The following is a 21,686-nucleotide window of genomic DNA, read 5'->3' as shown; positions in this document are numbered from 1 at the left end:
CGTTTACAGAATCAACGCGCTGTCAATCTGCGTAAAAACGCGCTCCCGCATCTGATCAAGATCCACAGCCGTTATCACCGTCCGATTGGGCACGTTGACCAAAAAGGCGGCCCGGGGATGCACGACAAGGCTATCTTGGGCGCCTTTTTGCGCCAGCCGATCCAGAGCACGACCTAAAAGCTCCAGCTCGCCTGGGCTGAGCCGGATGTCCCGCTCCGAGAGCCGCTCCAGGGCGTGGGCCGAAAAGCGCACCCCCGTCCCGGGAGGACTTTCCATGGCCCGACGCAAGAGCTCGGCAAACGGAGGGGCGCTTTGCGCGCCCGGGACCGTTTGCGGCGTAGGCGAGCGAACCCCAGATCCGGATAGCGCGCCGGGATCTACCCGACGCAGTAGCTCTTGGACTTGCATCGCTGCTACCTCCCTTGTTGCGGTTGGCGGATCTCCTCAACGGCGCTCCAATCCACCGGGATGTCCCCCACCCAGAGTTTGGCGCCATCTCCGGTGTACTGCACTTTCGTGATCAGGCCCACAAGAAAGAGCTTGACGTCCACGGGCTTGCCGGAAGCTTGAGCTTCGACCTCTATGCGATATAGCCCCCTGGGCAGCCGATTTCCGCGCTCATCGGTTCCATCCCAGAGCAGCTCATGGGACCCGGCCGCATGCGGACCCAGCTGCAGCGTGCGCACCACGCGTCCGGAGGCGTCCTTCAGGCGCAGCGTAAGGGCGTCGGCCCTCTCCGACAGGCTCATGGAGATCGGCGCGGGGCGCTCGCCATCAAAGAAAACGGCGGAAGCCTGCACTTTGGCCTCTTTGCCGATTAGCCCGGCGGCCAGCAAATGATACAGGCTCTGACTCCACAGGCCTGAGGACTGAAAGTGCTGCGCAAGGCCTTGATTGATTTGAATGAGCTGCTCCACGGAGGAGAACTGAGCCAGCTGCGCCGCAAACTCCTGCCCCTGTAAAGGGTTGAAGGGATCTTGGTTGCGCAACTGGGTCACAAGCAGCCGCAAAAACTGATCGCGGTTCAGCTGCGCCCGCTGAGCGGCGGCCTGTGCCAGCGAAGCATTCCCCTTGGGGGCGCTTCCTGAGGGCTTGTTAGGGCTTACCGTCGTTGAAGTCGGCATAGATCCGACCCTCCTAGGCTAAAAACTCGATACTGTTATATCCCCACCAGCGCGGCCGATGTTCGTTTTCCCCGGTGGGGCCGGGTTCCGGCCCCACAAACGGAGCCCTCCCTGCAGAGGCCATTCGCGGAGGGAAAAAGCGCTCCCATCCTGAGCGGGCCTCTTGACCGCCTCCACCCGCGTAGAAACCCCCGCCCTCTTGCAGGTTTACCTCCACGCGAACCCCCAGGCGTTGCTCTAGGGCCTCGCGCAGCCCCCCGAGCATGTGCCGCAGGCTTTCATGCAGCCTCCCGTCCGAAGCCGAAAGCTGAAGCTCAAGCCGATCCGGATGCTCCTGCAGCTCCACTAGCAACCCCGCATCCCATTCCGGAAGCCGGACCTCAAAGCGCACCGGGGGGGAAAGCGCTAGCGTCCGCGCCTGCACGACCGCTACGCGCAGGGCCTGCTCCAGCCGATTTGTCGCCGTCGGCTCCGGGTGTCGCTCCCCATGAACCTCTGCAAGCGCGCGTCCTTCACCGGTTCGCTCCAAAGCCGGTAAACCGGGCGCTCGGATGGGCTCAGCGGGCTCCGCAGCCGCCGAAAGCGGCTCACCTTGTGGTTGGGGCTTTTCAGGTAATACCGCCTCTGCTCCCGTCGCATCCGGTGCTGAGCCCTCTAGGCGCAGGTGCTCCTCATGCGCGGCCCGGGAAGCCTCGCGACGGGTCTGCTGAGGTACCGGGACGTCGCCGGCCTGCTGAAACGCAGGGGGATCTGGCGCTTGGGGTGGGGCGATCGCATCCGTTAAGGGCTCCCGAGGACCCAGAGAAACCGGAGAGCTAGCCTCCGCAGCAAGCGCACCGCGCTCTAGAGTCGGCCCCGAGTAGGCGGCCCAGTCCTCCTTAATGGTTAAAAAGCCCCAAGCCGATAGCCCCCCCTCGGGAAGAACAGGCGCGTTGGCCTTTGTCTCCGTACGAGAGTGCGCGGGCATAGCGGGCTCCAGCATCCGTACAAGGACGGATGCCTCGGCGGGGGCTCTGCGGTTTTCCCCGACGGGCTCTGCGGACACGATGCTTACGGGCACAGTAGGGCCCTTGGTGGGCCGCTTTGGCTCAGCTGGGGGGGGCGTCGAGGCCTCGGAAGCCTCTGCAAATCCGATGGGACCGCCTGAGGAAACCGGCTCATGCGGGCTAACGCCTCGCCGTGGCCATAAGGCGGGGGGCGCTTCCTGTCGGATTTTTGCGGGCTCAGGTGCAAGCCCCATCGGCTCAGAAGGGGCTAAGCCCCAAGTCTCGGTACGGCTCACTGGGATAGGGGGCGTTTTTAAGAGAGGCTCGCCTTGGTAAGCGGGCGGCGCGCCCCACGGCAGCTCTCTCGCCGTCTCGGGCTGTTGCGTCGGCTGCGGGTGAGGTTGCCTCGCAGTAGCCGCCGCCTCCAGCTCAACCGTCCTTGGCCAGCTGGGCGCGGCCTCCGAAGAGATGTCCACGGCCACAGGCTCGATCCGATCCAGTTCAGCCCCCCCAGAGGCCTCCTCAGAGGAAGCCGGAGCTTCTACGATAAGCCGATCCGCACCCGACTGAGCCTTAAGCAAGAAGGCGCCTGCGGGGCTCACCCCAGCAAGGGGCGATCCCCCCAGCATGCCGGTCGAGGGGTCCTCCGGAGCCTGAACAGGCAGCTCGCCTTCGGATGTGCTGCAGAGGGGGACATCAGCTGGTGTGGGGGGCCCAACTGAAGCCGCGCAAGGCGGGCAGAGGGATGCGCATTGGGCCAACACAGCCCAGAAATCCCCAGGCGGATCGGCCTCAAACGCCCTGGAGGGTTCGGATGCCAGGCCCCAAGCAAGCGGAGATGCGACCCAGAGAGGCTCCATGTTTAACGGCTCCTTACGATATCCTGAATAAGCGCCGCGGCCCGCTCCGGGGGAAGAGCGCGCAGCAGCACGGGCCGTCGGCTAGCTTCGATCTCCCAGAACAGCTGCCGCAACGTGTTGTGATCGAGCTGGCCCAAAATGCGACCCAGCTCTTCGGCCTTGAGCTTGGCAATCGCCGTGGCTAGTTCTTGCAGACGCGGAGCTTGTCCTCCTGAGACCGGAGATGTGGACGATCGTGCACGCCGCAGCTCGGCCACCTCGGCCTCAAGTGCAAGTAGCCGCGCTCGAAGCTGCGCCAGCGAATCCCAGAGCGCCGCGGAGAACAAGGAATCGTCCCGCGAAGACGTCCCAGCGGAGTCCGCGGCATCTGCCGAGTCGGCTGGCGAGCTCGGTCCGCTTGCCCGCAAGGAGTCCTCATCTGCACGCCTGTGCCGCAGGGAATCCAGGGCAGCCACGTAAGCCTCGGGGCTGTTGTAGCCCTTTAGGCGGGGGTAGAGCAAGTACATGCCGTAGATAAGCCCCAAGAAAGTTAGGGGCGCCCCCAAGCCTAGGCCGATATAAAGCAGCAGCTGCTTCATGGGCCCTTTCTGCGGCGTCGCCCGTATTGGATTAGGGCGATTTCTCCGAGTTGCCGCGCCTCCTTTTGGGCCAGCTCCTGTTGGTATGCAGCTAGGGCCCGCTCACGGAGCCGATCTAGAACAAGCCGCTCCTGGCGAGCCCATAGTAGGCGCCTCTGGGCCTCGGCGTGACGCGATTCGGCCTCCGCGGCGCTCTGGCGATGCTGGCGCAAAAGCTGTTGCTCCTGTAGGATGTACCCGTGCAGGGCTTGCCACAGGGCCAGCTTGCTCCCCGCAACCCCTCTCTGAAGGGTTTGGTGAAAGACCCGCTCCTCGGCTTCCAGACGCGCGCGCGCCTCCTCCAGAGCCTGGCGCGCCTGGGCGGCACGCACCTGTTCGAGCCGCTCCCGATGCTCCCGCAGACGCCGCAATGGCTCCAGAGGAAAGCGAAACCGTCTCATAAGGCCTGCTCCTCGCCTCGTACGATGTGCTCTAGCCAGGGCAGAAGCGCCCGCTCCTCAGCCGAGGCGAGCACATCCTGCCGGAGGAAAGCGCGCAGGGCCTCGATTCGCTCTAAGGCCCAATCGATACGCGGATTGGAGCCCCTCACGTAGGCTCCGATATTGATCAAGTCTTCGGCCTCTGCATAGGTGGCCAGCAGGGCTTGGGCCTCTTGGGCCAAGCGCCGGTGTGCCGGGGAGACGATGCGCGGCATAACGCGGCTGATACTGGCCAGCACGTCGATAGCCGGATAGTGCCCCTGGTGCGCCAGCCGCCGCGAAAGCACGATGTGCCCATCCAAGATCCCCCGCACGGCGTCGGCGACGGGGTCGTTGAAGTCATCGCCTTCAACGAGAACCGTATAAAGCCCCGTGATGGTACCCCGGGCGCTAGCTCCGGCCCGCTCCAGCAGCCGAGGAAGCAACGCGAAGACGCTCGGCGTGTAGCCCTTCGTAGTGGGAGGCTCGCCGGAGGCCAGCCCGATTTCACGCTGGGCCATGGCCACGCGCGTAAGAGAATCCATCATGAGCAGCACATCCAGGCCTTGATCGCGGAAGTACTCCGCTATAGCCGTGGCCACAAAAGCGCCTTTTACCCGACTCATAGCGGCCTGATCGCTTGTGACGGCCACGACAACGGAGCGAGCCAGCCCTTCCGGACCCAAGTTGTCCTCGATAAATTCGCGCACCTCCCGGCCGCGCTCGCCGATGAGCGCGATCACGTTCACCTGTGCGGCGCTACGACGCGCGATCATGCCCATGAGCACGCTTTTGCCCACGCCGCTTCCGGCGAAAATGCCCACCCGTTGTCCTTTGCCGATCGTGAGCAACCCGTCGATGGCCCGTACGCCGGTCCAGAGGGCTTCCCGAATCAGGGGCCGGCTCATAGCCGGGGGCGGATCCCGATGTACCGGGTAGAAGTCCGTGCAGAAAATCGGCCCCTGGCCATCCAGAGGTCGGCCGGCTGCATCCACGACGCGCCCCAAGAGCTCCCTTCCAACGGGGATGCGCAGCGGTTCGGCGCTGCGCCGCACCCAGGCCCCCGGGCGCAGCCCCACGATCTCCTCAAGCGGCATAAGCAGGGTTACATCCTCACGAATCCCCACCACCTCGGCCGATACGACCCGTTCACCGCCCAGCTCGATCTGGCAAAGCGCGCCTATGGGCGCATCCAGCCCCACAGCCTCGATGAGAAGGCCTACTACAGAGCGCACGCGCCCGTAGCGGATGGGCTCCACCGTAAGCCGGTCTATGGCTTCCTCCAACGTCCTATGGAGCTCAGCCCACCTCATGGGTCCACCGCAGCTCCTCCTCGAGGCTGCGCAAGGCCTCTCGAAACCGAAGGGCAAACTTTTCCGTCGGAGTCTCTACGACGAACTCACCCGGCTTAAGCTCCGGGTCCTCCACACACCGTAAGGCGGGGGAGCACGCCCCTAGCCGCTGGACCCAGCCCACGGGGAGACGCACTTCAATGGGCTGGACGTGGGCCACGGAGGCCACAATCCGCTTCAGCCTGCGCTCCAGGGCTGGCTGCAGGCTTTCGGCCTCCAGGGGGCTGTCGAGGATTTTCTCGGCCAGCCGCAGGGCCAGGGCGGCCGTCGTGCGGGCCATGGCCTCGCAGAAGGACTCAAAGGCCCCCTGCAGACGAATCAGCTCGGCTGCCAGGCGCTCCTCCAGGGCTCCCAACTGCTGCCGATAGCTCAGCTCAAGCTCCGCGCGGGCGGCCTCATAGCCGGCAGAGAACCCTTCGGCCCGGGCCTGCTCGAGCCGATTCGCCTCTTCCTCGGATGGCTCCGGAGATGGAGCCGCGGCTGGAGTTTGGGCCTCTGGGGATTCGATGCGCCCTCCCTCGACCGCTTCGCCGCTCAGCTCGGGGAACAGGAGCGGCCCGTACGTTTGCACCTGCGCCGCGTCGGGTTGCATCCGAAAGGCCCCGCGCCGAATCACAGCGCCTCCAAACACGGCCATAGACAAGCTTCCCTGTCAGATGTACTCCTCTTGTCCGCCGCGAGAGATCACGATCTCCTCGGCTTCTTCCAGCTGTCGGATGACGCGCACGATGGCGTTTTGCGCCTCCTCGACATCGCGCACCCGCACCGGCCCCAAGTAGGTCATCTCCTCCTCGAGCATCTCCGCTGCACGCTGGGACATGTTGGATTTGAACTTCTGCCGCAGATCTTCGCTCGCCCCACGCAACGCGATGGCCAGCTGCCGCGTATCGATCTCGGCCAAAATGCGCTGGATAGCCTGATCCGGCAGGCCCAGGATGTCTTCGAAGGTGAACATGAGGCTCTTGATCTTCTCGGCCACCTCGGGATCGCGCTGCAAGAGCACCCCCATGATGTGCCGCTCGGCCTGACGGCTGACCAGGTTCAAAATGGCTGCCGCGGCATGTGGGCCACCGGTTTCGCTAAGTTTAGAACCGAAGATGTTGCCCATTTGCGAGCGGATCACCTCCTCGATCTCGTGAATGAGCTCTGGAGGCGTCTTGCCCATCGTAGCCAGTCGGTAGGTGATCTCTCCCTGTAGGTCCGGGGGCAAATTCGAGAGCACATCGGCCGCCTTATGCGGATTGAGCTTGGCCAAAATCAGCGCGGCCACCTGCGGGTGCTCGCTCTGGATGAAGTTGACCAGCTGGGCTGTCTCGACGGTCTGCAACAAGTAAAAAGCGCTAACCTTTGTGGCGGCCTCGATGCGCATGATGATCTCTTCGGCTTTTTTGCGCCCCCAGATGCGCTCCAGAACCTCCATAGCGAACTCTAGCCCGCCCCGCAGCACGTACTTCTTGGCCGTCATCATCTGGTGGTATTCCGTTACGACCGCGTCGATCATCTCCGGGGTGACCGAGGCGATGCGGGCGATCTCCAGCGTGATGCGCTCCACCTCTTCTTCGGAAAGTTTTTTCAGAATCTGCGCGGCCGTCTCGACCCCCATGGAAACCAGGATGATGGCCGCCTTTTGCGCCCCGCTGAGCTTGGCGTCGCTCCTTTCCGAGGGCGTCTGCGCCATGAGCTCCGAAACTGCCTTAGCGGGCACGTTGAGCATGGACCTCATCCTCCACCAGCCAGGTCCGAATCAGATTCGTGGCCGCATCCGGCTCTTGTTCGACAAAGGAGCGGATCTCCTCCATCATCTTCTCCTTAGCCCGCACCCGAGCTCGGGCCTCGGGCGAAAGGCGCTGGATGAACATATCCTCGCTTAGCTCATAGTCCCCCGACTCCAGACCCTCTAGCACGGGCTCAGGCCGGCCCGTGAGCAGATTAACCGTCTGCCCCGGGGGAAGCGGCGCCCCGCTGGAGAGCGGATACGGCTCCACGCGCTGACCCAGACGACGCACCAGCAGCAACACGAGCAGAAAAGCCAAAACAAGTCCTAAGGCGATGAGCCCGTAGCGCAGGTACTGTTGCTGCTGCTGCCGACGCTGCCAAGCCTGCAGCTCTTTCTCCAGCTGCTCATCTGCGGAGGTATCGAATCGGATCTGTTGGATACTTAACTCATCCCCCCTTTCGCTCTGAAAACCCACGGCCTTGCGCACCAGGTCGGCGAAGCTCTCCAGTTCCTGGGCGGAGTAAGGCTCGTAGCGCACGCCCCCCGTGTTGGGATCGCCTGTGGTGAGGCGGCGGTAGTTGAGGATCACCGAGACGCTCAGGCGTTTGATCTGCCCCACCCCGTGCTCTATGCGCTCCCGCGTGCGGGATAATTCGTAGTTGCGCACCATATTGGCCACACGTTGCTGCGCGCCAGCCCCGGCGTTGGCCCCTGTTGCCCCCCCTGTCGGAGCCTCACGCTGCTCATCGAGCGTCTCCTCGCTGATCACGGTCTGGGATTCCGGGTCGATCAGGTCGCGCTCCTGGACCAGCCGAGTGAAATCCACCTCAGCCGATACGCGCACAAGACTGTTGCCCCGGCCCAGAACGTTGTCCAGCATAGACTGCCCTTTCTGCGTGAGATAGGCTTCTAGCTCCTGCTGGTATTTGATCTGGGCTGAGGCCGCGGAGAACTCCGGATTGCGGGCCGCGGTGTTGGAAAGCAGGTTACCCCGCGTGTCCAGGATCGTGACGTTTTCCACGGTAAGCCCCTCGACACTTCCGGCTACGAGCGCAGCGATTCCTTCAATTTGAGCCGGGGAAAGCGCCATTCCGGGCCGCAACTTGACCACCACGGAGGCGGAGGGGACGTTCTGGGCAGCCTGGAAAGGAGCGCGCTCCGGCACAACCAGGTGCACGCGGGCCATCTCGACCTGCTCGAGGTTGGAGATCGTGCGAGACAGCTCTCCCTCGATGGCCCGCTTAAGGTTGACGCGCTGCATGAAATCCGTCATTCCCAGGCCGTTTCCATCCAGTAGCTCATAGCCCAAGGATTTGCCGCTGGCCAATCCTTTTCCGGCCAGCCGCACGCGCAGCTCATAAACCCGATCAGACGGCACGTAGATGCTGCTCCCCCCATCGCGGAGCCGATAGGGGATTTTCTCCTTTTGCAGCTCCTCTACAATTCGGCTCGCCTCAGCTGCTTCTAACCGGCTAAAGAGCAGCGCATACGTCGGACGACTTGCCCAGAGGGCTAATGCGATCAGGCCCCCCAGGACGATCGCACTCACCCCAAACAGGGAAATACGCTGAGCCGCGGTCAGCGAAAACCAAAACCTGCGTAGCCCTTCCCACCAGCTTCCCACAACCGGCCTCCGTTATAGCGGCATCCGCATAAGCTCTTGATAGGTCTCGACGATCCGGTTGCGGATCTCGATCATAAGCTGTAGGCCCACCTGCGCCTGCTCCAGCTGAATCATGATCTCGTGCAAGTCCTCCGTTTCACCCGCCACGAAAGCCTGAACCCCCTCGTCGGCCTGCTTTTGGGCTGCATCAACAACGCCTAGCGTCCGGCCCAGCAGCGCGTTGAAGTCCTCTTTCGCACTTCTAGGGCTGCGGGGCACCTCCGAGGGGGGGCGGACGGATCCAAGGGCATCGGGCAATCGGCCTAGAGGCAGCATGGCTTATCCCTTCAGATCAAGATGCCGTCCTAGCGCGTCTGGACGCAGTTCTTGGACTTGACGAGGGCCGTAGACGGTGAGCTTGCCCGTGGGGGCCTCGGGAAAATAGCGGGCGATCAGGGCGCGCTCCTCCTGAGTTAGGGGGGAATCGGAACCCGAAGCCCTATGCGCAAGCGCACGCAACAGGCCTCGCTCTCCGGGGATGCGTTCGATGGGCAGGCCGGAAATGCGGATCGGATCCATGCAGAGCCTCCTCGGACTAAATCTCCAACGTCTTGCGGATCATTTCTTTGACCGAACTGAACACGGATAGATTGGCCTCATAGAGACGGTTGGCGCTGATCATGCGGGCCATTTCCTCCACCACGTTGACATCCGGATACCAAACCAGCCCATTGGCGTCCGCATCCGGGTGCGTGGGATCGTATTCCGGCCGAAACCGAGGGCTAGGCAGCACCTGGGAGCGAGGACCCAGATCCGGGCTCTCTTCGGGCAGACGCAGCTCGCCTGCGCGGCGATGCTGAGGGTTTTTGACCAACACGGGCAGCGACACGCGCCGCATAGCGCCCCAGAAAAGAGGCTCTGGAGCCTCGCGAAGCACGCGTTTGGGTACGTACGGTCCACCCTGTGGGGTGCGCGTGGTCTGCGCGTTGGCCATGTTCTCCGAAACCACGGAGAGCTCCTGGCGGAACGTCTCCAGACCGCGCGCCACCGTGCGGAAAACCTGAAAGAAAGGACCGATCTTCACCTCTCAGCTCCCTATCCGTGCTGTATCATCCGGCCGTGCGCCCGGTGATGGCCATGCGCAGGCTCCGAAAAGTGTGCTGCAACGCGCGCACCACAACCGCCACGCGCATCTGCGTATCGGCCAACGTCATGAGCTCATCTTCTAAGACCGGACCCTCGTAGGCCGCCTCAAGCCGCGCTTGCGTTGCTTGAGGGGGTTGTAGCGAAAAGCCGGCCTTGTAGCGGCGCCGGGCGCGCGCAAGCGCCTCCTCAAACTGGACGTCCAGCCGCCGGTAGCCTGGGGTGTCAAGGTTCGCCACGTTGCTAGCGGTCGTCCGCTGCCGCAGCGCATAGGCGTCCATGGCGCGGCGCAGAACCGTAATCGCTGGAGTTTCCAAAAGCCGCATGGCCATGAGGTTCTCCGTTCCCTTTTCCACCGGGGCGCGCAACGGATGTGCCGGCCCATTAAGTCCTCTAAACGGCCCTTAAGCCTCAAATAGCAGCCTCAGAAGCCGGCATTTTTTTCCCCTCCCTTTCCGCGGCCTTCCCCGATGGCACGCTTTTGGACCTGCGGGTACACCGTCCCGTCTGGAGCCCTCCCGACGAGGCGAAAGCCAGGGTAGACGGGCTTAGCGGGGAAGTTTATGTGTCCATGGGATTCCAAAAGGTAACCCCCTAACCCCCTAACCACACATAAGGAGGTTGGTCATGTTCATCGGACATCGCATCCGCACCGCTTCTGGCCTGATTCTTGGGTTCTGCCTTTGGGGCTTGAGCTCAGCCTGGGCGCAGACCCCCACCCAGCAGCTGTTTGCGCTCAAGGAGCTCTACCCCGGACTCAAGACCATTGGGGTGTTGACGAGCCAGACGCCGTCGGAGGAGACCACGAAGGCGCTCAACCGGGCCTCGGCCGCCACGGGTGTTAAGGTAGTGGTAACAGTGGTGAACTCGGTGGCGGAACTGGCTCCTAAGTTCCGGGAGCTGGTGAGCAGCTACCAGGTGCAAGCCATTTGGATCCTGGAGAAGGACAACGTGCTAACAAGCCCGTTAGCCAAGGACTTCCTGTACAAAAACACGGTAACGCGCAACTTGGCGCTGTTGGCCCCAGATAAAACAATGGTCGGCGAAGGGGCCCTGCTGCACGTCAGCAACGAGGGCGGCAACCTGCGCCTGTACCTGAACCAGCGCGTAGCGCAGGCGCTGAACGTAAAGGTGCCGGATCAGTACCAGGCGCATGCGACTTTCGTAGCCAACTAACAAACAAACGGACGGAGTTGGGATTATGCAGCGCTGGACGCTACGGGCCAAGATCACCACCACGGTGGGTGGGATGATCTTGGTGCTGGCCGGATCCCTGACGGCCTTTTATGTGCAATGGATGGGTCGCAAGCTCGAAGCCGCCTTTGAGGTCAAAGGCCGCCAGGCCGCGCAAAGCCTGGCCCAGCTCTCCGCCTACAGTATTTTGCTCCAGGACGCGGAGCAGATCCGCAGCCTGGCCCAGCAACTAGCCAAGGCCAACCCCGAGATCGTGGCCGCGGCCGTATACGATAAGGACAATACCCTGCTAGGCGGGCTCAAAGCTGAGACGTTTCCCAAGTTAGCCCCAAGCCCGGAACAGACCCAGGTGGGGCGACTGCGATCCCGTTCGCAGGAGCTACTGGACGTGCTCACGCCCGTGCACAACGAGGCCGGCGAACGCATCGGCCTAGCCCGCGTGGCCTTAACGCTCGCCCCGGTGCGCGCCGAACAACGCAGCGCGCTCTTGGCTGGCCTGAGCGCCTCGGCCGCGGCCACGCTGCTGGCCTCAGTGGTGCTGCTGCTCTTAAGCCGCATGATCGTTCGTCCTGTTCAGCATCTCCAGGAGGCCGCGCGCCGGGTTACGGAGGGAGACCTAGAGGCCCGCGTCAGGATCCGCCAGCAAGATGAGCTGGGTGAGCTAGCGGGCGCCTTCAACCATATGGTCGAGCACCTGGCCGAAACCCTGGAAGCCATCAGCCAGCAGCGCGAACGAGCCGAAGAGGCCCAGCGCGCCGCGGAACGCGTGCAGATGGAACTGGAAGCGCGCCAGGCTCACCTGGAGCAATACGTAAGCCGCATGGGCGATGTGATCGAGCAGATCACAGCCGGGGACTTGACGCCGCGCTTTGAGTCCTCCTCTGAGGACGCCCAACTGAACCGCCTAAGCGAGCACCTGAACACAATGGTCGCCGACCTGCGGGGCATGATCCAGCATGTGCGCGACGCAGCGGCGGCCGTCTTAGACGCCAGCGTGCAGATCTCCTCGAGCACCGAGGAGATGGCCGCGGCCATGCACCAGCAGACCGAGCAGGCGCGTCAGGTCGCGCAGGCCATCGAGCAGATGACGCGTGCGATCACGGAAAACGCCCGGCATGCCATGCAAGCCACGGAGACGGCCCGACAGGCCAACTCGACCGCCGCAGAGGGTCGGGAGGCCGTTGGCCGCATGGTCGAGGGCATGCGGCGAATCGAGCAGGTCGTCCGGCAGGCCGCGGAAACCGTCAAAGGCTTGGGGACCTCTAGCGAGCAAATCGGCAAAATCGTGCGCGTAATCGACGAGATCGCCGATCAGACCAACCTGCTCGCCCTAAACGCCGCCATCGAGGCCGCTCGGGCCGGCGAACAAGGCCGGGGCTTTGCGGTGGTGGCCGACGAGGTGCGCAAGCTCGCCGAGCGCACCACCGTGGCCACGAAAGAGATCGCGGCCATGATCGAACAGATTCAGGCCGAAACGGCCCGCTCGGTGGATTCGATCCGGCGCGGCACAGAGGAAGTCCAGCAGGGCATCGTGCTGGCACAGCAGGCCGGACAGGTGATCGAGTCCATCGTGGGCGTCGTAGGCCAGATGAGCGCCCGCGTAGAGGAGATCGCCGCAGCCACAGAGGAGCAATCGCGCGTTTCGGAGACAATCAGCCGCAACGTCGAGGCCATTACGGTCGTCTCCCAGCAGACCGCCGGCAGCACCCGACAGGTGGCGCAGGCGGCTGATGGGCTGCACCAACTCACGCTTAAACTGCAGAGCGTGGTGGAGCGCTTCCGCCTGGACTCTGGGGCTTCTGCTGCGGCCCGTCGCGCAGGCTCCCCTGCCGCCGTGATGGCGAATGGACACAAGCGCACCAGTGGCAAGGAATAAAACGCTATGTACTCCGCGACTTCCGGCACTTCCACGATGCAACTTGTAAGCTTCGCGGTCGGACCTGAGAACTGCGCGCTGGAGATCCTGCGCGTCTGGGAGATTCACCGGGTGCCGGAGATCACGCCGGTGCCCGGCGCCCCTCCATACGTGCGGGGCATCATCAACCTGCGGGGCACTACGATCCCGATTCTGGACCTGCGCCTGCGCATGGGCCTGTCCGATCGGGACGGCGACGCCAGAGAGCAGCGTATTTTGGTCGTGGAGAGCCGGGGTCGCATCGCCGGCCTACTGGTGGATCGGGTCTACCAGGTCGTGCGCGTCTCAAGCGAACAACTTGAGCGCGCTGCGAACGGTCGGGAAGGCTTCGTACAGGCCGTGGTGAAAACGGAAAACGCCCTGTTGAGTTTGCTTAACTTGGAGGCCGTTCTGGGACTCCGAGAGGAAACACCCACTCCAGCGTGAACATCATCCCCTCCATAAGCGCAAGCGGGGCCCTCCATTTAAGAGGGTCCCGCTTTTTGCTTAAGCCCATCGCCAGCGGAAGGCTGTTCCCCGATCGGGATCGGATTCGAGTAGATCCAGGCTCGCCCCGTGCAGATGGGCGATTTTGCGCGCGATCGCCAGGCCCAGACCGAGATTCTGGGCTTTGGTCGTAAAAAAAGGCCAGAAGATTTTCTCCCGGAGCGCCTTCGGAATCACAGGCCCCCAATTGCGGACCTCCAGTTCCGGGGGCGACGCCCGGAGCCGCAACCGAATCCGGGGGGTGCCCTGAACGGCCGCCTCAAGGGCGTTGAGCAGCAGGGCGATCCAAGCCTGCCGCAACAGGGCCTCATCGGCCTCTACGCTTACGGGATCGGCGTCTAGTTCGATCTGCACCTGGGGGTACTCGTAGGCGAAGGCCTCTTGCAGATCACAGAGCAGGCTTCGGGCGCAGACCCGACGCCAGCGCGGCAGCAGAGGTTGGCTGAATTGCAGCAGGTCCTGCACCATTCGCTCCAGCCGCACAGCCCCTTGTGCGATATGGCGCACGTTGTCGCGGATCTCCGGCTGTCCGGCCGCCTCTTGCTGGATGAGTGAGGCAAACCCCACGATACCGGTCAGCACGCTGCGCATCCGGTGCGCGATCACGGCGCTCATCATCTCCAGCGTGTGGCTATCCCCGGCGGCCAGCAGCGAAGGCTCCGGATGCCATTCGATCGCATAGCCCTGTAGGGGAGGCGGTAGGGGACACCGGCGCCATCCTTCAAGGGGCTCACCGCTCCAGGCCGCCCGATTGGCGAGCCAAATGCGCCCTGTGGACTCCTCCACGATCCGCGCAGGCCGCTCCCATAGGCTTAAAACCACCTCCAGCAGAGGCCCGTAGTCGGTCCACTGCTCCAGCGGCCGGCCTCGCTCGGCCAGCGCTTGGCCGTAGAGCGTGCGCAGGGCCTCTAGATGCTCCTCGAAAATCGCCCAAGAGGGTTTGCTCGGCTCAGGAGCGCTCGGCTTGATGCGATGCGGCACGGCAGGGTTTTCCCGCTTAAGACGCGCTCGTAGCACGGGTCAAAGCCTATGCCGCAGAAGGCCCCCTTGCGCCCCTAGAGCGGGCCCCATACCTTAGTCGGCCGAGATCGGGGGAAGCCCATGGCGGGATGGTGGTCTCTGGTGCCGCCGCTGGTGGCAATTGGATTGGCGCTGCTGACCCGGGAGGTGTTCTTATCGCTTCTGGCCGGCATCCTGGTAGGCTCGATTTTGCTGCATCGCGGCCACCTGTGGGCCGGGCTTCGGGAGCTGTTTGATCAACTTGTGGCCGTCTTTGCGGATGCGGGCAATACGCGCATCCTGTTTTTCTGTTTGCTCGTGGGGGGGCTTATGACCCTCCTACAGGCTTCCGGGGGGGTCGAGGGGTTTATCGCGCGCGCCAGCCGCTGGCGCTGGGCGCGCAGCCGGATCGGGGCCCAATGGTTGGTCTATGGGCTGGGGTTGCTCATCTTCGTGGAATCCAGCATTACCTGCCTCATCACCGGCGCCGTGGGCCGGCCGCTCTTCGATCGGCTTCGGATCTCGCGCGAAAAGCTGGCCTATTTTTGCGACGCTACGAGCGCCCCGGTGTGCATGCAGATCCCCCTAAACGGCTGGGGGGCGTACGTACTAGGGCTGCTCATGGCGCAAGGTCTCAGCGAAGCCATGGCCGTGCAAACGCTGGCCCAGAGCCTGCTGTATAACTTTTACAGCCTGCTCATCCTGTTCAGCCTTCCGGCCATCATCTACGGGCTTGACTTCGGCCCCATGCGCGCAGCCGAGCTTCGGGCGCAACACACCGGCAAGGTGCTGCGCGATGGGGCACAGCCGCTCGTATCGGAAGAGCTCGTCTTCGCGGAGCCGCCCGCGGATCGCCCCCGGCGAGCCCTGAACATGCTGCTTCCGCTGGCCGTGATGATCGGCATGATCCCCCTGGGGCTGTGGATCACGGGAGCGGGCAACCTGATGCAGGGCTCGGGCTCTACGGCCGTGCTGTGGGCCGTGAGCGCGGCCATCGTGGTGGCCCTCGGCCTGGGCCTGCTGCAGGGCCTGTTCTCCTTATCCCAAGGGGTGCAGCTCGTGCTCCGAGGCTCTTCGGGGTTGCTGGCTGTGACGATTCTGCTCGTCTTCGCCTTCGCCCTGAGCCATATTTGCCGGGAGCTGGGGCTGGGCCCTTACGTGGCCGGGCTCATCTCCCCCGAATGGCCGGTCTTCTGGATTCCGGCCCTGGTCTTTCTGGTGGGCTGCTTCGTTTCGTTCACGCTCGGCTCCAGCTGGGGCGCCTTCGCCATTCTTATGCCCGTGGCCGTGCCGTTGGCCCAGGCCACAGGGCTTCCGCTGCCGCTTGTGGTGGCGGCCGTCTTAAGCGGGGGCGTCTTTGGGGATCACACCTCACCGCTTTCGGACACGACGATCATCTCCTCGATGGCCTCCGTCTGCGATCACATGGATCATGTGCGCACCCAGCTGCCCTACGGGCTTTTGGCAGCGGCGCTGGCCGCAGTCGCCTTCGGCACGGCGGGCTGGCTGTTTAGCCGGTAGCGCAGGCTTAGACGGGCTGGGGCTCGGGGTAGTAGAGGCGCTGTGCGGCGCGCAGCGTATTCTCCAGGAGCATAGCGATCGTCATGGGTCCCACCCCGCCGGGCACGGGGGTGATCCAGCTGCTTTGGGAGGCCACGGATTCGAAGTCTACGTCCCCCACTAGCCGATACCCGCGCGGATGCGTCGGATCCTCGAGGCGGTTGATACCCACGTCCACGACGACCGCGCCTGGGGCGACCATCTCGGCGTTTACAAAGCGAGGCTGTCCAATGGCGGCCACTAAGATCTCCGCCTGCCGGGTGAGGGCGGCCAGATCGCGCGTGCGGCTATGGCAGACGGTCACCGTGGCGTCGATCCCCTTCTGCAGAAGCAGGTTAGCCAAGGGCAGGCCCACGATGTGGCTGCGGCCCAACACGACCACGCGGCGGCCTGATAGGGGAATCTCGTAGGCGCGGAGTAGCTCCCAAATGCCGGCCGGGGTGCAAGGCCGAAACCCCGGCTGACCCAACATGAGCCGGCCCGCGTTCAGGGGGTGAAAGCCGTCAACGTCCTTGCTGGGATCCAGGGCCGCGATCACGCGATCTGTCGAGATGTGAGGGGGTAGGGGGAGCTGCACGAGAATCCCGTCCACGCTGGGATCGGTGTTAAGACGGCTGATGCGCTCCAGGAGCTCGGCCTCCGAGAGGGTGCTGGGCAGATGGATCGTCTCGGAGTCGATGCCGACCTCGGCCGCGGCGCGCCTCTTGGCCCGCACATAGGAGGCCGAGGCCGGATGTTCGCCCACCAGCAGCACGGCCAAAAAGGGTCTACGGTGACCGGCCTGAACCCAGTTGGCGACCTCCTGACGCAGCCGCTCTAGGATAATGGCGGCGACGTGCTTGCCGTCCAGTAGGTGATAAGTGGCCATAGCAGCGTGTTGCAGAGCGCCTTATCTGGCATAGGAGACGGCCCGCACCTCGCGGATAACCGTCACCTTGATCTGCCCCGGATACTGCATTTCTTGTTCGATCTTCTTGGCGATGTCGAGGGCCAGCAGCTCGGCCTGGGCGTCGTCGACCTTGTCGGCCTCCACCGTTACGCGCACCTCACGGCCGGCTTGCAGGGCGTATACCTTTTGCACGCCGGGAAACTGGCTAGCCAGCTCTTCAAGCTTCTGCAGCCGCTTGATGTACTGCTCGATGGTCTCGCGTCGCGCCCCGGGCCGGGCCCCGCTGATGGCGTCGGCCGCCTGCACAAGAGGCGAAATCAGGTTGTCCATTTCGATCTCGTCATGGTGCGCCCCCACGGCGTTGCAGACGATCGGATGCTCCCCGTAGCGACGGCAGTACTCCATCCCCACAAGCGCATGGGGCCCCTCGGGTTCGCCTTCGATGACCTTGCCGATGTCATGCAGCAGCCCGGCGCGTTTGGCTAGTTTCGCATCCAAACCTATTTCGGCAGCCATGATCGCGGCCAGACGCGCCACCTCCATGGAATGCGCCAGGAGGTTTTGGCCGTAGCTGGAGCGAAAGCGCATCCGCCCCACAAGCCGGATGAGTTCCGGATGCATGTTGGCGATGCCGAGCTCCACGACGGCCCTTTCGCCGGTCTGCCAGATCTCCTCCTCGATCTCCTGGCGCACCCTGGCCACGACCTCTTCGATGCGAGCCGGATGGATGCGGCCGTCTTGTATGAGCCGCTCCAAAGCGATGCGTGCGATCTCACGCCGAACGGGGTCGAAACAGGACAAAATGACCGCCTCAGGGGTATCATCTACGATCACCTCAACGCCTGTAGCGGCTTCGAAGGCCCGGATGTTGCGCCCCTCGCGTCCGATGATCCGGCCCTTCATGTCGTCGGATTGGATGTTGACGACACTGACCGTGTTCTCGATCGTGTGCTCGGCCGCTGTGCGCTGAATGGCCTGGATGATGATCTTTTTGGCTTCGCGATTGGCCTGCAGACGGGCTTGATCGCGGATCTCCTTGATGAGCTGCGCCGCCTCGTTGCGGGTCTCCTGGAGCAGGTTTTCCATCAGCATCTTACGGGCTTCTTCGGCCGTGAGGCCGGCGATACGCTCCAGGCGCTGGTTTTGCTCCCGAAATAGGGTTTCGACCTCCTCAAGCTTTTGCGTGTACTCCTGCTGCAAGCGCCGGTAGCGTTGCTCCTCCTCCCGAAGCTGCTGCTCGCGGCTGTTGAGCTGCTCAGCCCGCCGATCCAAGTTGAGCTCGCGGTTCTTGAGCTGCTGCTCAAACTCCTGCAGCTTGGCGCGGCGACGCTCCGCTTCTTGGTCGAACTCCTGCTTTTTACGCAGCCATTCGTCCTTGACCTCGATCAGCTTTTCGCGCTTGAGGTTTTCGGCCTCGCGCTGTGCCTTGCGCAATAAATCGTCGGCGTCGCGTTGAGCGCGTTTGCGTGTGTCCTCAGCTTGCCGCGTGGCGCGATCCAAGATCTCACGGGCCCGTTCCTCGGCCTCCTGAATAATCCGGTGGGCACGCCGCCGGAGCAGCCCGCGCCCCAGGGCGTACCCTCCCCCAAGGGCTAGCGCCGCGGCGATAACCCCCGCAGCTACTATCACGATGTCCATAAAGGCGCATGCTCCTTATCCACGTATGCGTTCACGACCCGGCTTCGGGGCGCTGGCGCCTCTCCCTGGAGGCGCCGGCGGGCCCAACCGGGGGCGCATCGCCTGTGATCCGCTGCACCCAATCGGTCAGCTGCCGCAGGGCGGTGCGCCATTCCTCCATAGCCACTTCCTGCCTATGGCGACGCGCCTGCAATTCCAAAGCCAAATATAACGCCGTCATAACGGCATACAGTGTATCCGGAAGCCCCGGCCGCTGCTCCCGGTACTCCTGCATCCGGCGGTCCACCTCGGCCGCGGCTTGGCGCAAAGCCGTCTCTTGATCCGCCGGGACTCGAAAGGTATACTCCTGATCCAGGATCAGGATCCGAATCGGCACCCGGTCCATTAGGCCTTCTTAGCAACGCGCCTGCGACGCTTGGAGGCCTCCAGAGGAGGCGCCAAGAGGGCGTCCAGACGCTCGATGAAACCCATTAATTCAGCCCGCAGGTGCACCCACACCTCCGGCTCCAGAGGACCCTGAAGCCGGCGGGCCAGTTCCGCGCGCAGCCGAAGAATTTCGGCGTCGCGCTCCTGAAGCGTCAGGCGCAACCGATCCAGCTGCGCCTCCAAAGCGGCGCGCTCGGAGCGCAGCTGGCGAACGACGGCCTCTAGGGTTCGCAGTCGCTGCCAGAGCTCCTCCCATTCCGGCAGCTGCCACGGTCCTGGGGAATTGGCCTCCTCGTGCGGTATCATTGTCGCAGCTGCGCTCCCAGACGTTCCCCTGCGGCCCGCACTAGACGCTCCAGCACAGAGGCGACCTCGGCATCGGTCAGCGTGCGCTCCGGATGGGCCAATCGAAGCCGATAAGCCAGGCTGCGCATGCCGGCTGGAACGCGTTCTCCCTGGTAAAGATCAAACAGCGTCACGCGCACCACCTCCGGCCGTCCCAGATCCCAGAGCAGGCCCTCTACGGCCTCCGCGGGGATCTCCTGGGGGACCAGAAGCGCGATATCGCGCTCCACAACGGGCAGTCGGCTAAAGGGCTTGTATCGGCGTTCAGCCTCGCGGGCGCGCATCTCCTCCAGGAGGGCTTCCCAGTCGAGCTCGGCGAAGGCGACCGGCCGGCGCAGCTCAAAGCGCTCCTCCAGGGCCCGCCCCGAAAGCGCCATCCACCCTATGGATCGACCCCCGTAGCGCAACCGAGCCGGATACCGAAACCAAGCCGCCTGTTGGGCTTCGTTGTAGGGCAGCACGGCGGGCCTGTCGAGGCCCAACGCCTCAAAGAACGCCTCCAATAGGCCCCGCATGTCGAACCAATCGACAGCTTCCGCGGGCCGATCCCATCGAAGGGGCTCGCGGGCCCCGCTGAGCAACAGGCCCAAATAGAGCCGTTCCGCGTAACCGGATCCCGACGAGTCCGCATGACGCCGGAAAACGCGCCCAAACTCGAAAAAACGCCCATCTTCTTGTTGATGCCGCTGGTTGTGCGAGGCCACGCGCAGCAGCCCAGGTATCAGGCTAGGCCGCGCCACCGCCATGTCGGCCGAGATCGGATTGAGCGTGCGCACTTGGGCCTCGGCGGGGACGAAGGGCTCCGCCCAGGCCTCCGACAGCAGGCTGTTGGCGTACACCTCCCAGAGGCCCATGCCGGCCAGCACATCGCGCACCCGATCGGTGCGGTAAAACGCGTCGGCCTCGGACATGGCGGCATAGGGCAACACCATGCGTTCGGGCACGGGCAGCGCATCCCAGCCCCGGATGCGCCCCACCTCCTCGATGAGGTCGATCTCCCGCTCCAGATCCGGCCGGTAGCTTGGGATCCGACAGCGCCAAACGGAGTCTTCCTCGGACTCTGGCTCTAGCTCGATGCCCAAGCGCTCAAGAACGCGCGCGACCTCCTCGGCCGTATAAACGGACCCCAAAACGGCGTTTACGCGCTTCAGGCGCAGCCGCACCTGGCGTGAGCTCAAAGGCCGCACATACTGATCGATCGTACCCGCTACGACTTCGCCTCCGCTGAGCTCGGCGATGAGCCGAGCGGCGCGCTCCACAGCCCACAGGACCCCCTCGGGGTCGACGCCGCGCTCAAAACGATAGGCCGCCTCCGTCACAAGCCCCAGGCGCTTGGCCGTGCGGCGGATCGAGGTGGGCTCAAAGCAGGCGCTCTCCAGGAGCACGTCGGTGGTGCGCTCGTCCACCTCCGAATTAGCTCCTCCCATGACGCCCGCTATGGCGATGGGCTTTTCGGCATCGCAAATAAGCAACATGTCGGGCTCCAAGTCGCGCTTTCTGCCGTCCAGGGTCGTGATCGTTTCCCCGGAACGGGCCAGACGCACCCGGATCTGCGGTCCGGCTAGCTTGGCCAAATCGAAGGCATGTAAGGGTTGGCCGATCTCCAACATGACGAAGTTCGTCGCGTCCACCACGTTGTTGATCGGCCTCAGCCCCGCAGCCCGCAGCCGATCGGCGAGCCATCTCGGCGAGGGCCCTACGCGTACGTTCCGAACGAGCTTGGCCGCGTAACGGAAACAGGCCTCAGGAGTCTCGATGCTCACCCGCACCAGGCGGCCGGCCTCGTCTGCGGTGCGCTCGATCGCAACAGAGGGCAGCCGAAGCGCTCGATCGGTCAGAGCGGCCACCTCCCGGGCTACGCCCACAATCGAGAGCAGATCGGCCCGGTTGGGGGTGACCTCTACTTGCAGCACCACATCCGGCTCCAGCCCCAAGTATGCGGCCAGAGGCTCTCCCACAGGGGCCTCAGGGGGCAAAACCAGGATGCCCGAGTGGTCCTCGCCGAGGCCCAGCTCATCTTCCGCGCAGAGCATGCCCTCAGAGCGCACGCCGCGGATCAGCAGCTCTCGAACCTCTAGACGCTTTCCCGGCTCCTTCTGCACGGGCAGCACAGCACCCGGCAGGGCCACGGCGACCTTCTGTCCGGGGGCCACGTTTGGGGCTCCGCAGACGATCTCCAGGGCCCGATCCTGTGCCACGTCCACCCGACAGACCCAGAGCCGATCCGCCTGGGGGTGGGGTTTGCGGTCCAGGACGCGCCCGACGATGACGCCTTCGAGCCGGTCCCCCCAGGCCTCGATAGCGGCCACCTCCAGCCCGCTGCGCGTTAGCCGTTCGGCCAGCTCCTGAACCGAGCACGAGACATCTACGTACTGGCTGAGCCAACGCAAAGGGATCCGCATGGCGGGCTCCG

General features: G+C 64.1%; 23 protein-coding genes. 4 read left to right on the top strand and 19 right to left on the bottom strand.

Annotated features, from left to right (window positions below; all coding sequences use genetic code 11):
- Window positions 1-3: 3 nt before the first annotated feature.
- The 13 genes from NZ993_02525 to NZ993_02465 all read right to left on the bottom strand — a co-directional run bounded on the left by NZ993_02525 (window position 4) and on the right by NZ993_02465 (window position 10,189).
- Window positions 4-408 (bottom strand): hypothetical protein, encoded by a 405-nt coding sequence (locus tag NZ993_02525; protein ID MCS7154672.1) that lies wholly within the window; start codon window positions 406-408, stop codon window positions 4-6.
- A 5-nt stretch (window positions 409-413) separates the two neighbouring features.
- Window positions 414-1,124, bottom strand: coding sequence for a flagellar hook capping protein (locus NZ993_02520; protein ID MCS7154671.1), 711 nt, complete (start codon window positions 1,122-1,124; stop codon window positions 414-416).
- A gap of 13 nt (window positions 1,125-1,137) precedes the next feature.
- A complete protein-coding gene (locus NZ993_02515) occupies window positions 1,138-2,091 on the bottom strand; it encodes a hypothetical protein (protein MCS7154670.1) in 954 nt (317 codons plus the stop codon).
- Between the two features lie 881 nt (window positions 2,092-2,972).
- Complete coding sequence (locus NZ993_02510; protein ID MCS7154669.1) at window positions 2,973-3,548, bottom strand: hypothetical protein; 576 nt, start codon at window positions 3,546-3,548, stop codon at window positions 2,973-2,975.
- On the bottom strand, window positions 3,545-3,988 hold the full coding sequence (locus tag NZ993_02505) for a flagellar export protein FliJ (protein MCS7154668.1): 444 nt from the start codon (window positions 3,986-3,988) through the stop codon (window positions 3,545-3,547). The genes NZ993_02510 and NZ993_02505 overlap by 4 nt, the downstream gene beginning before the upstream one ends.
- Window positions 3,985-5,319 (bottom strand): FliI/YscN family ATPase, encoded by a 1,335-nt coding sequence (locus tag NZ993_02500; protein MCS7154667.1) that lies wholly within the window; start codon window positions 5,317-5,319, stop codon window positions 3,985-3,987. Before NZ993_02500 ends, NZ993_02505 begins: the two co-directional genes overlap by 4 nt.
- On the bottom strand, window positions 5,306-5,995 hold the full coding sequence (locus tag NZ993_02495; GenBank protein MCS7154666.1) for a hypothetical protein: 690 nt from the start codon (window positions 5,993-5,995) through the stop codon (window positions 5,306-5,308). Before NZ993_02495 ends, NZ993_02500 begins: the two co-directional genes overlap by 14 nt.
- Window positions 5,996-6,010: 15 nt before the next feature.
- Window positions 6,011-7,072, bottom strand: coding sequence for a flagellar motor switch protein FliG (gene fliG, locus NZ993_02490; GenBank protein ID MCS7154665.1), 1,062 nt, complete (start codon window positions 7,070-7,072; stop codon window positions 6,011-6,013).
- Window positions 7,053-8,699: a flagellar basal-body MS-ring/collar protein FliF gene (fliF, locus tag NZ993_02485; GenBank protein ID MCS7154664.1), complete on the bottom strand. Its 1,647-nt coding sequence runs from the start codon at window positions 8,697-8,699 to the stop codon at window positions 7,053-7,055. Before fliF ends, fliG begins: the two co-directional genes overlap by 20 nt.
- Window positions 8,700-8,711: 12 nt before the next feature.
- Window positions 8,712-9,014 carry a flagellar hook-basal body complex protein FliE gene (gene fliE, locus NZ993_02480; GenBank protein ID MCS7154663.1) on the bottom strand — a complete coding sequence of 101 codons (303 nt, stop codon included), beginning with the start codon at window positions 9,012-9,014 and terminating at the stop codon, window positions 8,712-8,714.
- Between the two features lie 3 nt (window positions 9,015-9,017).
- A complete protein-coding gene (locus tag NZ993_02475; protein ID MCS7154662.1) occupies window positions 9,018-9,257 on the bottom strand; it encodes a hypothetical protein in 240 nt (79 codons plus the stop codon).
- 16 nt (window positions 9,258-9,273) lie between these two features.
- The gene (flgC, locus tag NZ993_02470; GenBank protein MCS7154661.1) at window positions 9,274-9,762 is read right to left on the bottom strand and encodes a flagellar basal body rod protein FlgC; all 489 of its coding nucleotides are present in this window, start codon (window positions 9,760-9,762) and stop codon (window positions 9,274-9,276) included.
- 25 nt (window positions 9,763-9,787) lie between these two features.
- A complete protein-coding gene (locus NZ993_02465) occupies window positions 9,788-10,189 on the bottom strand; it encodes a flagellar basal body protein (protein ID MCS7154660.1) in 402 nt (133 codons plus the stop codon).
- A 259-nt stretch (window positions 10,190-10,448) separates the two neighbouring features.
- On the opposite strand from NZ993_02465, the gene NZ993_02460 reads away from it, so the two are divergent.
- The 3 genes from NZ993_02460 to NZ993_02450 are packed head-to-tail and all read left to right on the top strand — an operon-like array spanning window position 10,449 to window position 13,356.
- Window positions 10,449-10,997 (top strand): hypothetical protein, encoded by a 549-nt coding sequence (locus NZ993_02460; GenBank protein ID MCS7154659.1) that lies wholly within the window; start codon window positions 10,449-10,451, stop codon window positions 10,995-10,997.
- A gap of 25 nt (window positions 10,998-11,022) precedes the next feature.
- Window positions 11,023-12,891, top strand: coding sequence for a methyl-accepting chemotaxis protein (locus tag NZ993_02455; protein ID MCS7154658.1), 1,869 nt, complete (start codon window positions 11,023-11,025; stop codon window positions 12,889-12,891).
- A gap of 6 nt (window positions 12,892-12,897) precedes the next feature.
- Window positions 12,898-13,356: a chemotaxis protein CheW gene (locus NZ993_02450; GenBank protein MCS7154657.1), complete on the top strand. Its 459-nt coding sequence runs from the start codon at window positions 12,898-12,900 to the stop codon at window positions 13,354-13,356.
- 60 nt (window positions 13,357-13,416) lie between these two features.
- Here the strand turns inward: NZ993_02450 and NZ993_02445 are convergent, their stop codons facing one another.
- Complete coding sequence (locus tag NZ993_02445; GenBank protein ID MCS7154656.1) at window positions 13,417-14,397, bottom strand: HAMP domain-containing histidine kinase; 981 nt, start codon at window positions 14,395-14,397, stop codon at window positions 13,417-13,419.
- Window positions 14,398-14,517: 120 nt separating this feature from the next.
- Here NZ993_02445 and NZ993_02440 point away from each other — a divergent pair, with 120 nt between their 5' ends.
- A complete protein-coding gene (locus NZ993_02440) occupies window positions 14,518-15,936 on the top strand; it encodes a sodium:proton antiporter (protein MCS7154655.1) in 1,419 nt (472 codons plus the stop codon).
- 7 nt (window positions 15,937-15,943) lie between these two features.
- On the opposite strand, the gene folD is transcribed toward NZ993_02440, so the two are convergent.
- The 5 genes from folD to pheT are packed head-to-tail and all read right to left on the bottom strand — an operon-like array spanning window position 15,944 to window position 21,675.
- Complete coding sequence (gene folD, locus NZ993_02435) at window positions 15,944-16,843, bottom strand: bifunctional methylenetetrahydrofolate dehydrogenase/methenyltetrahydrofolate cyclohydrolase FolD (GenBank protein ID MCS7154654.1); 900 nt, start codon at window positions 16,841-16,843, stop codon at window positions 15,944-15,946.
- Window positions 16,844-16,864: 21 nt separating this feature from the next.
- On the bottom strand, window positions 16,865-18,502 hold the full coding sequence (rny, locus tag NZ993_02430; GenBank protein ID MCS7154653.1) for a ribonuclease Y: 1,638 nt from the start codon (window positions 18,500-18,502) through the stop codon (window positions 16,865-16,867).
- Window positions 18,503-18,533: 31 nt separating this feature from the next.
- Entirely contained in the window at window positions 18,534-18,887 is a 354-nt protein-coding gene (locus NZ993_02425; GenBank protein ID MCS7154652.1) for a cell division protein ZapA, read from the bottom strand.
- Entirely contained in the window at window positions 18,887-19,234 is a 348-nt protein-coding gene (locus NZ993_02420) for a hypothetical protein (protein MCS7154651.1), read from the bottom strand. Before NZ993_02420 ends, NZ993_02425 begins: the two co-directional genes overlap by 1 nt.
- Entirely contained in the window at window positions 19,231-21,675 is a 2,445-nt protein-coding gene (gene pheT / locus NZ993_02415; GenBank protein ID MCS7154650.1) for a phenylalanine--tRNA ligase subunit beta, read from the bottom strand. Before pheT ends, NZ993_02420 begins: the two co-directional genes overlap by 4 nt.
- Window positions 21,676-21,686 lie beyond the last annotated feature (11 nt).

This window comes from Bacteroidota bacterium (assembly GCA_025059945.1).
Taxonomy (GTDB): Bacteria; Bacteroidota; Rhodothermia; order JANXDC01; family JANXDC01; genus JANXDC01.
This window is presented reverse-complemented; position numbering and strand designations above follow the sequence as displayed.

Bases quoted from the DNA above. Each gene is read 5' to 3' on its own strand.
- NZ993_02525 (MCS7154672.1), bottom strand. From the start codon at position 408: ATGCAAGTCCAAGAGCTACTGCGTCGGGTAGATCCCGGCGCGCTATCC.
- NZ993_02520 (MCS7154671.1), bottom strand. From the start codon at position 1,124: ATGCCGACTTCAACGACGGTAAGCCCTAACAAGCCCTCAGGAAGCGCC.
- NZ993_02515 (MCS7154670.1), bottom strand. From the start codon at position 2,091: ATGCCCGCGCACTCTCGTACGGAGACAAAGGCCAACGCGCCTGTTCTT.
- NZ993_02510 (MCS7154669.1), bottom strand. From the start codon at position 3,548: ATGAAGCAGCTGCTGCTTTATATCGGCCTAGGCTTGGGGGCGCCCCTA.
- NZ993_02505 (MCS7154668.1), bottom strand. From the start codon at position 3,988: ATGAGACGGTTTCGCTTTCCTCTGGAGCCATTGCGGCGTCTGCGGGAG.
- NZ993_02500 (MCS7154667.1), bottom strand. From the start codon at position 5,319: ATGAGGTGGGCTGAGCTCCATAGGACGTTGGAGGAAGCCATAGACCGG.
- NZ993_02495 (MCS7154666.1), bottom strand. From the start codon at position 5,995: ATGGCCGTGTTTGGAGGCGCTGTGATTCGGCGCGGGGCCTTTCGGATG.
- fliG (MCS7154665.1), bottom strand. From the start codon at position 7,072: ATGCTCAACGTGCCCGCTAAGGCAGTTTCGGAGCTCATGGCGCAGACG.
- fliE (MCS7154663.1), bottom strand. From the start codon at position 9,014: ATGCTGCCTCTAGGCCGATTGCCCGATGCCCTTGGATCCGTCCGCCCC.
- NZ993_02475 (MCS7154662.1), bottom strand. From the start codon at position 9,257: ATGGATCCGATCCGCATTTCCGGCCTGCCCATCGAACGCATCCCCGGA.
- NZ993_02460 (MCS7154659.1), top strand. From the start codon at position 10,449: ATGTTCATCGGACATCGCATCCGCACCGCTTCTGGCCTGATTCTTGGG.
- NZ993_02455 (MCS7154658.1), top strand. From the start codon at position 11,023: ATGCAGCGCTGGACGCTACGGGCCAAGATCACCACCACGGTGGGTGGG.
- NZ993_02450 (MCS7154657.1), top strand. From the start codon at position 12,898: ATGTACTCCGCGACTTCCGGCACTTCCACGATGCAACTTGTAAGCTTC.
- NZ993_02440 (MCS7154655.1), top strand. From the start codon at position 14,518: ATGGCGGGATGGTGGTCTCTGGTGCCGCCGCTGGTGGCAATTGGATTG.
- folD (MCS7154654.1), bottom strand. From the start codon at position 16,843: ATGGCCACTTATCACCTACTGGACGGCAAGCACGTCGCCGCCATTATC.
- rny (MCS7154653.1), bottom strand. From the start codon at position 18,502: ATGGACATCGTGATAGTAGCTGCGGGGGTTATCGCCGCGGCGCTAGCC.
- NZ993_02425 (MCS7154652.1), bottom strand. From the start codon at position 18,887: ATGGACCGGGTGCCGATTCGGATCCTGATCCTGGATCAGGAGTATACC.
- NZ993_02420 (MCS7154651.1), bottom strand. From the start codon at position 19,234: ATGATACCGCACGAGGAGGCCAATTCCCCAGGACCGTGGCAGCTGCCG.
- pheT (MCS7154650.1), bottom strand. From the start codon at position 21,675: ATGCGGATCCCTTTGCGTTGGCTCAGCCAGTACGTAGATGTCTCGTGC.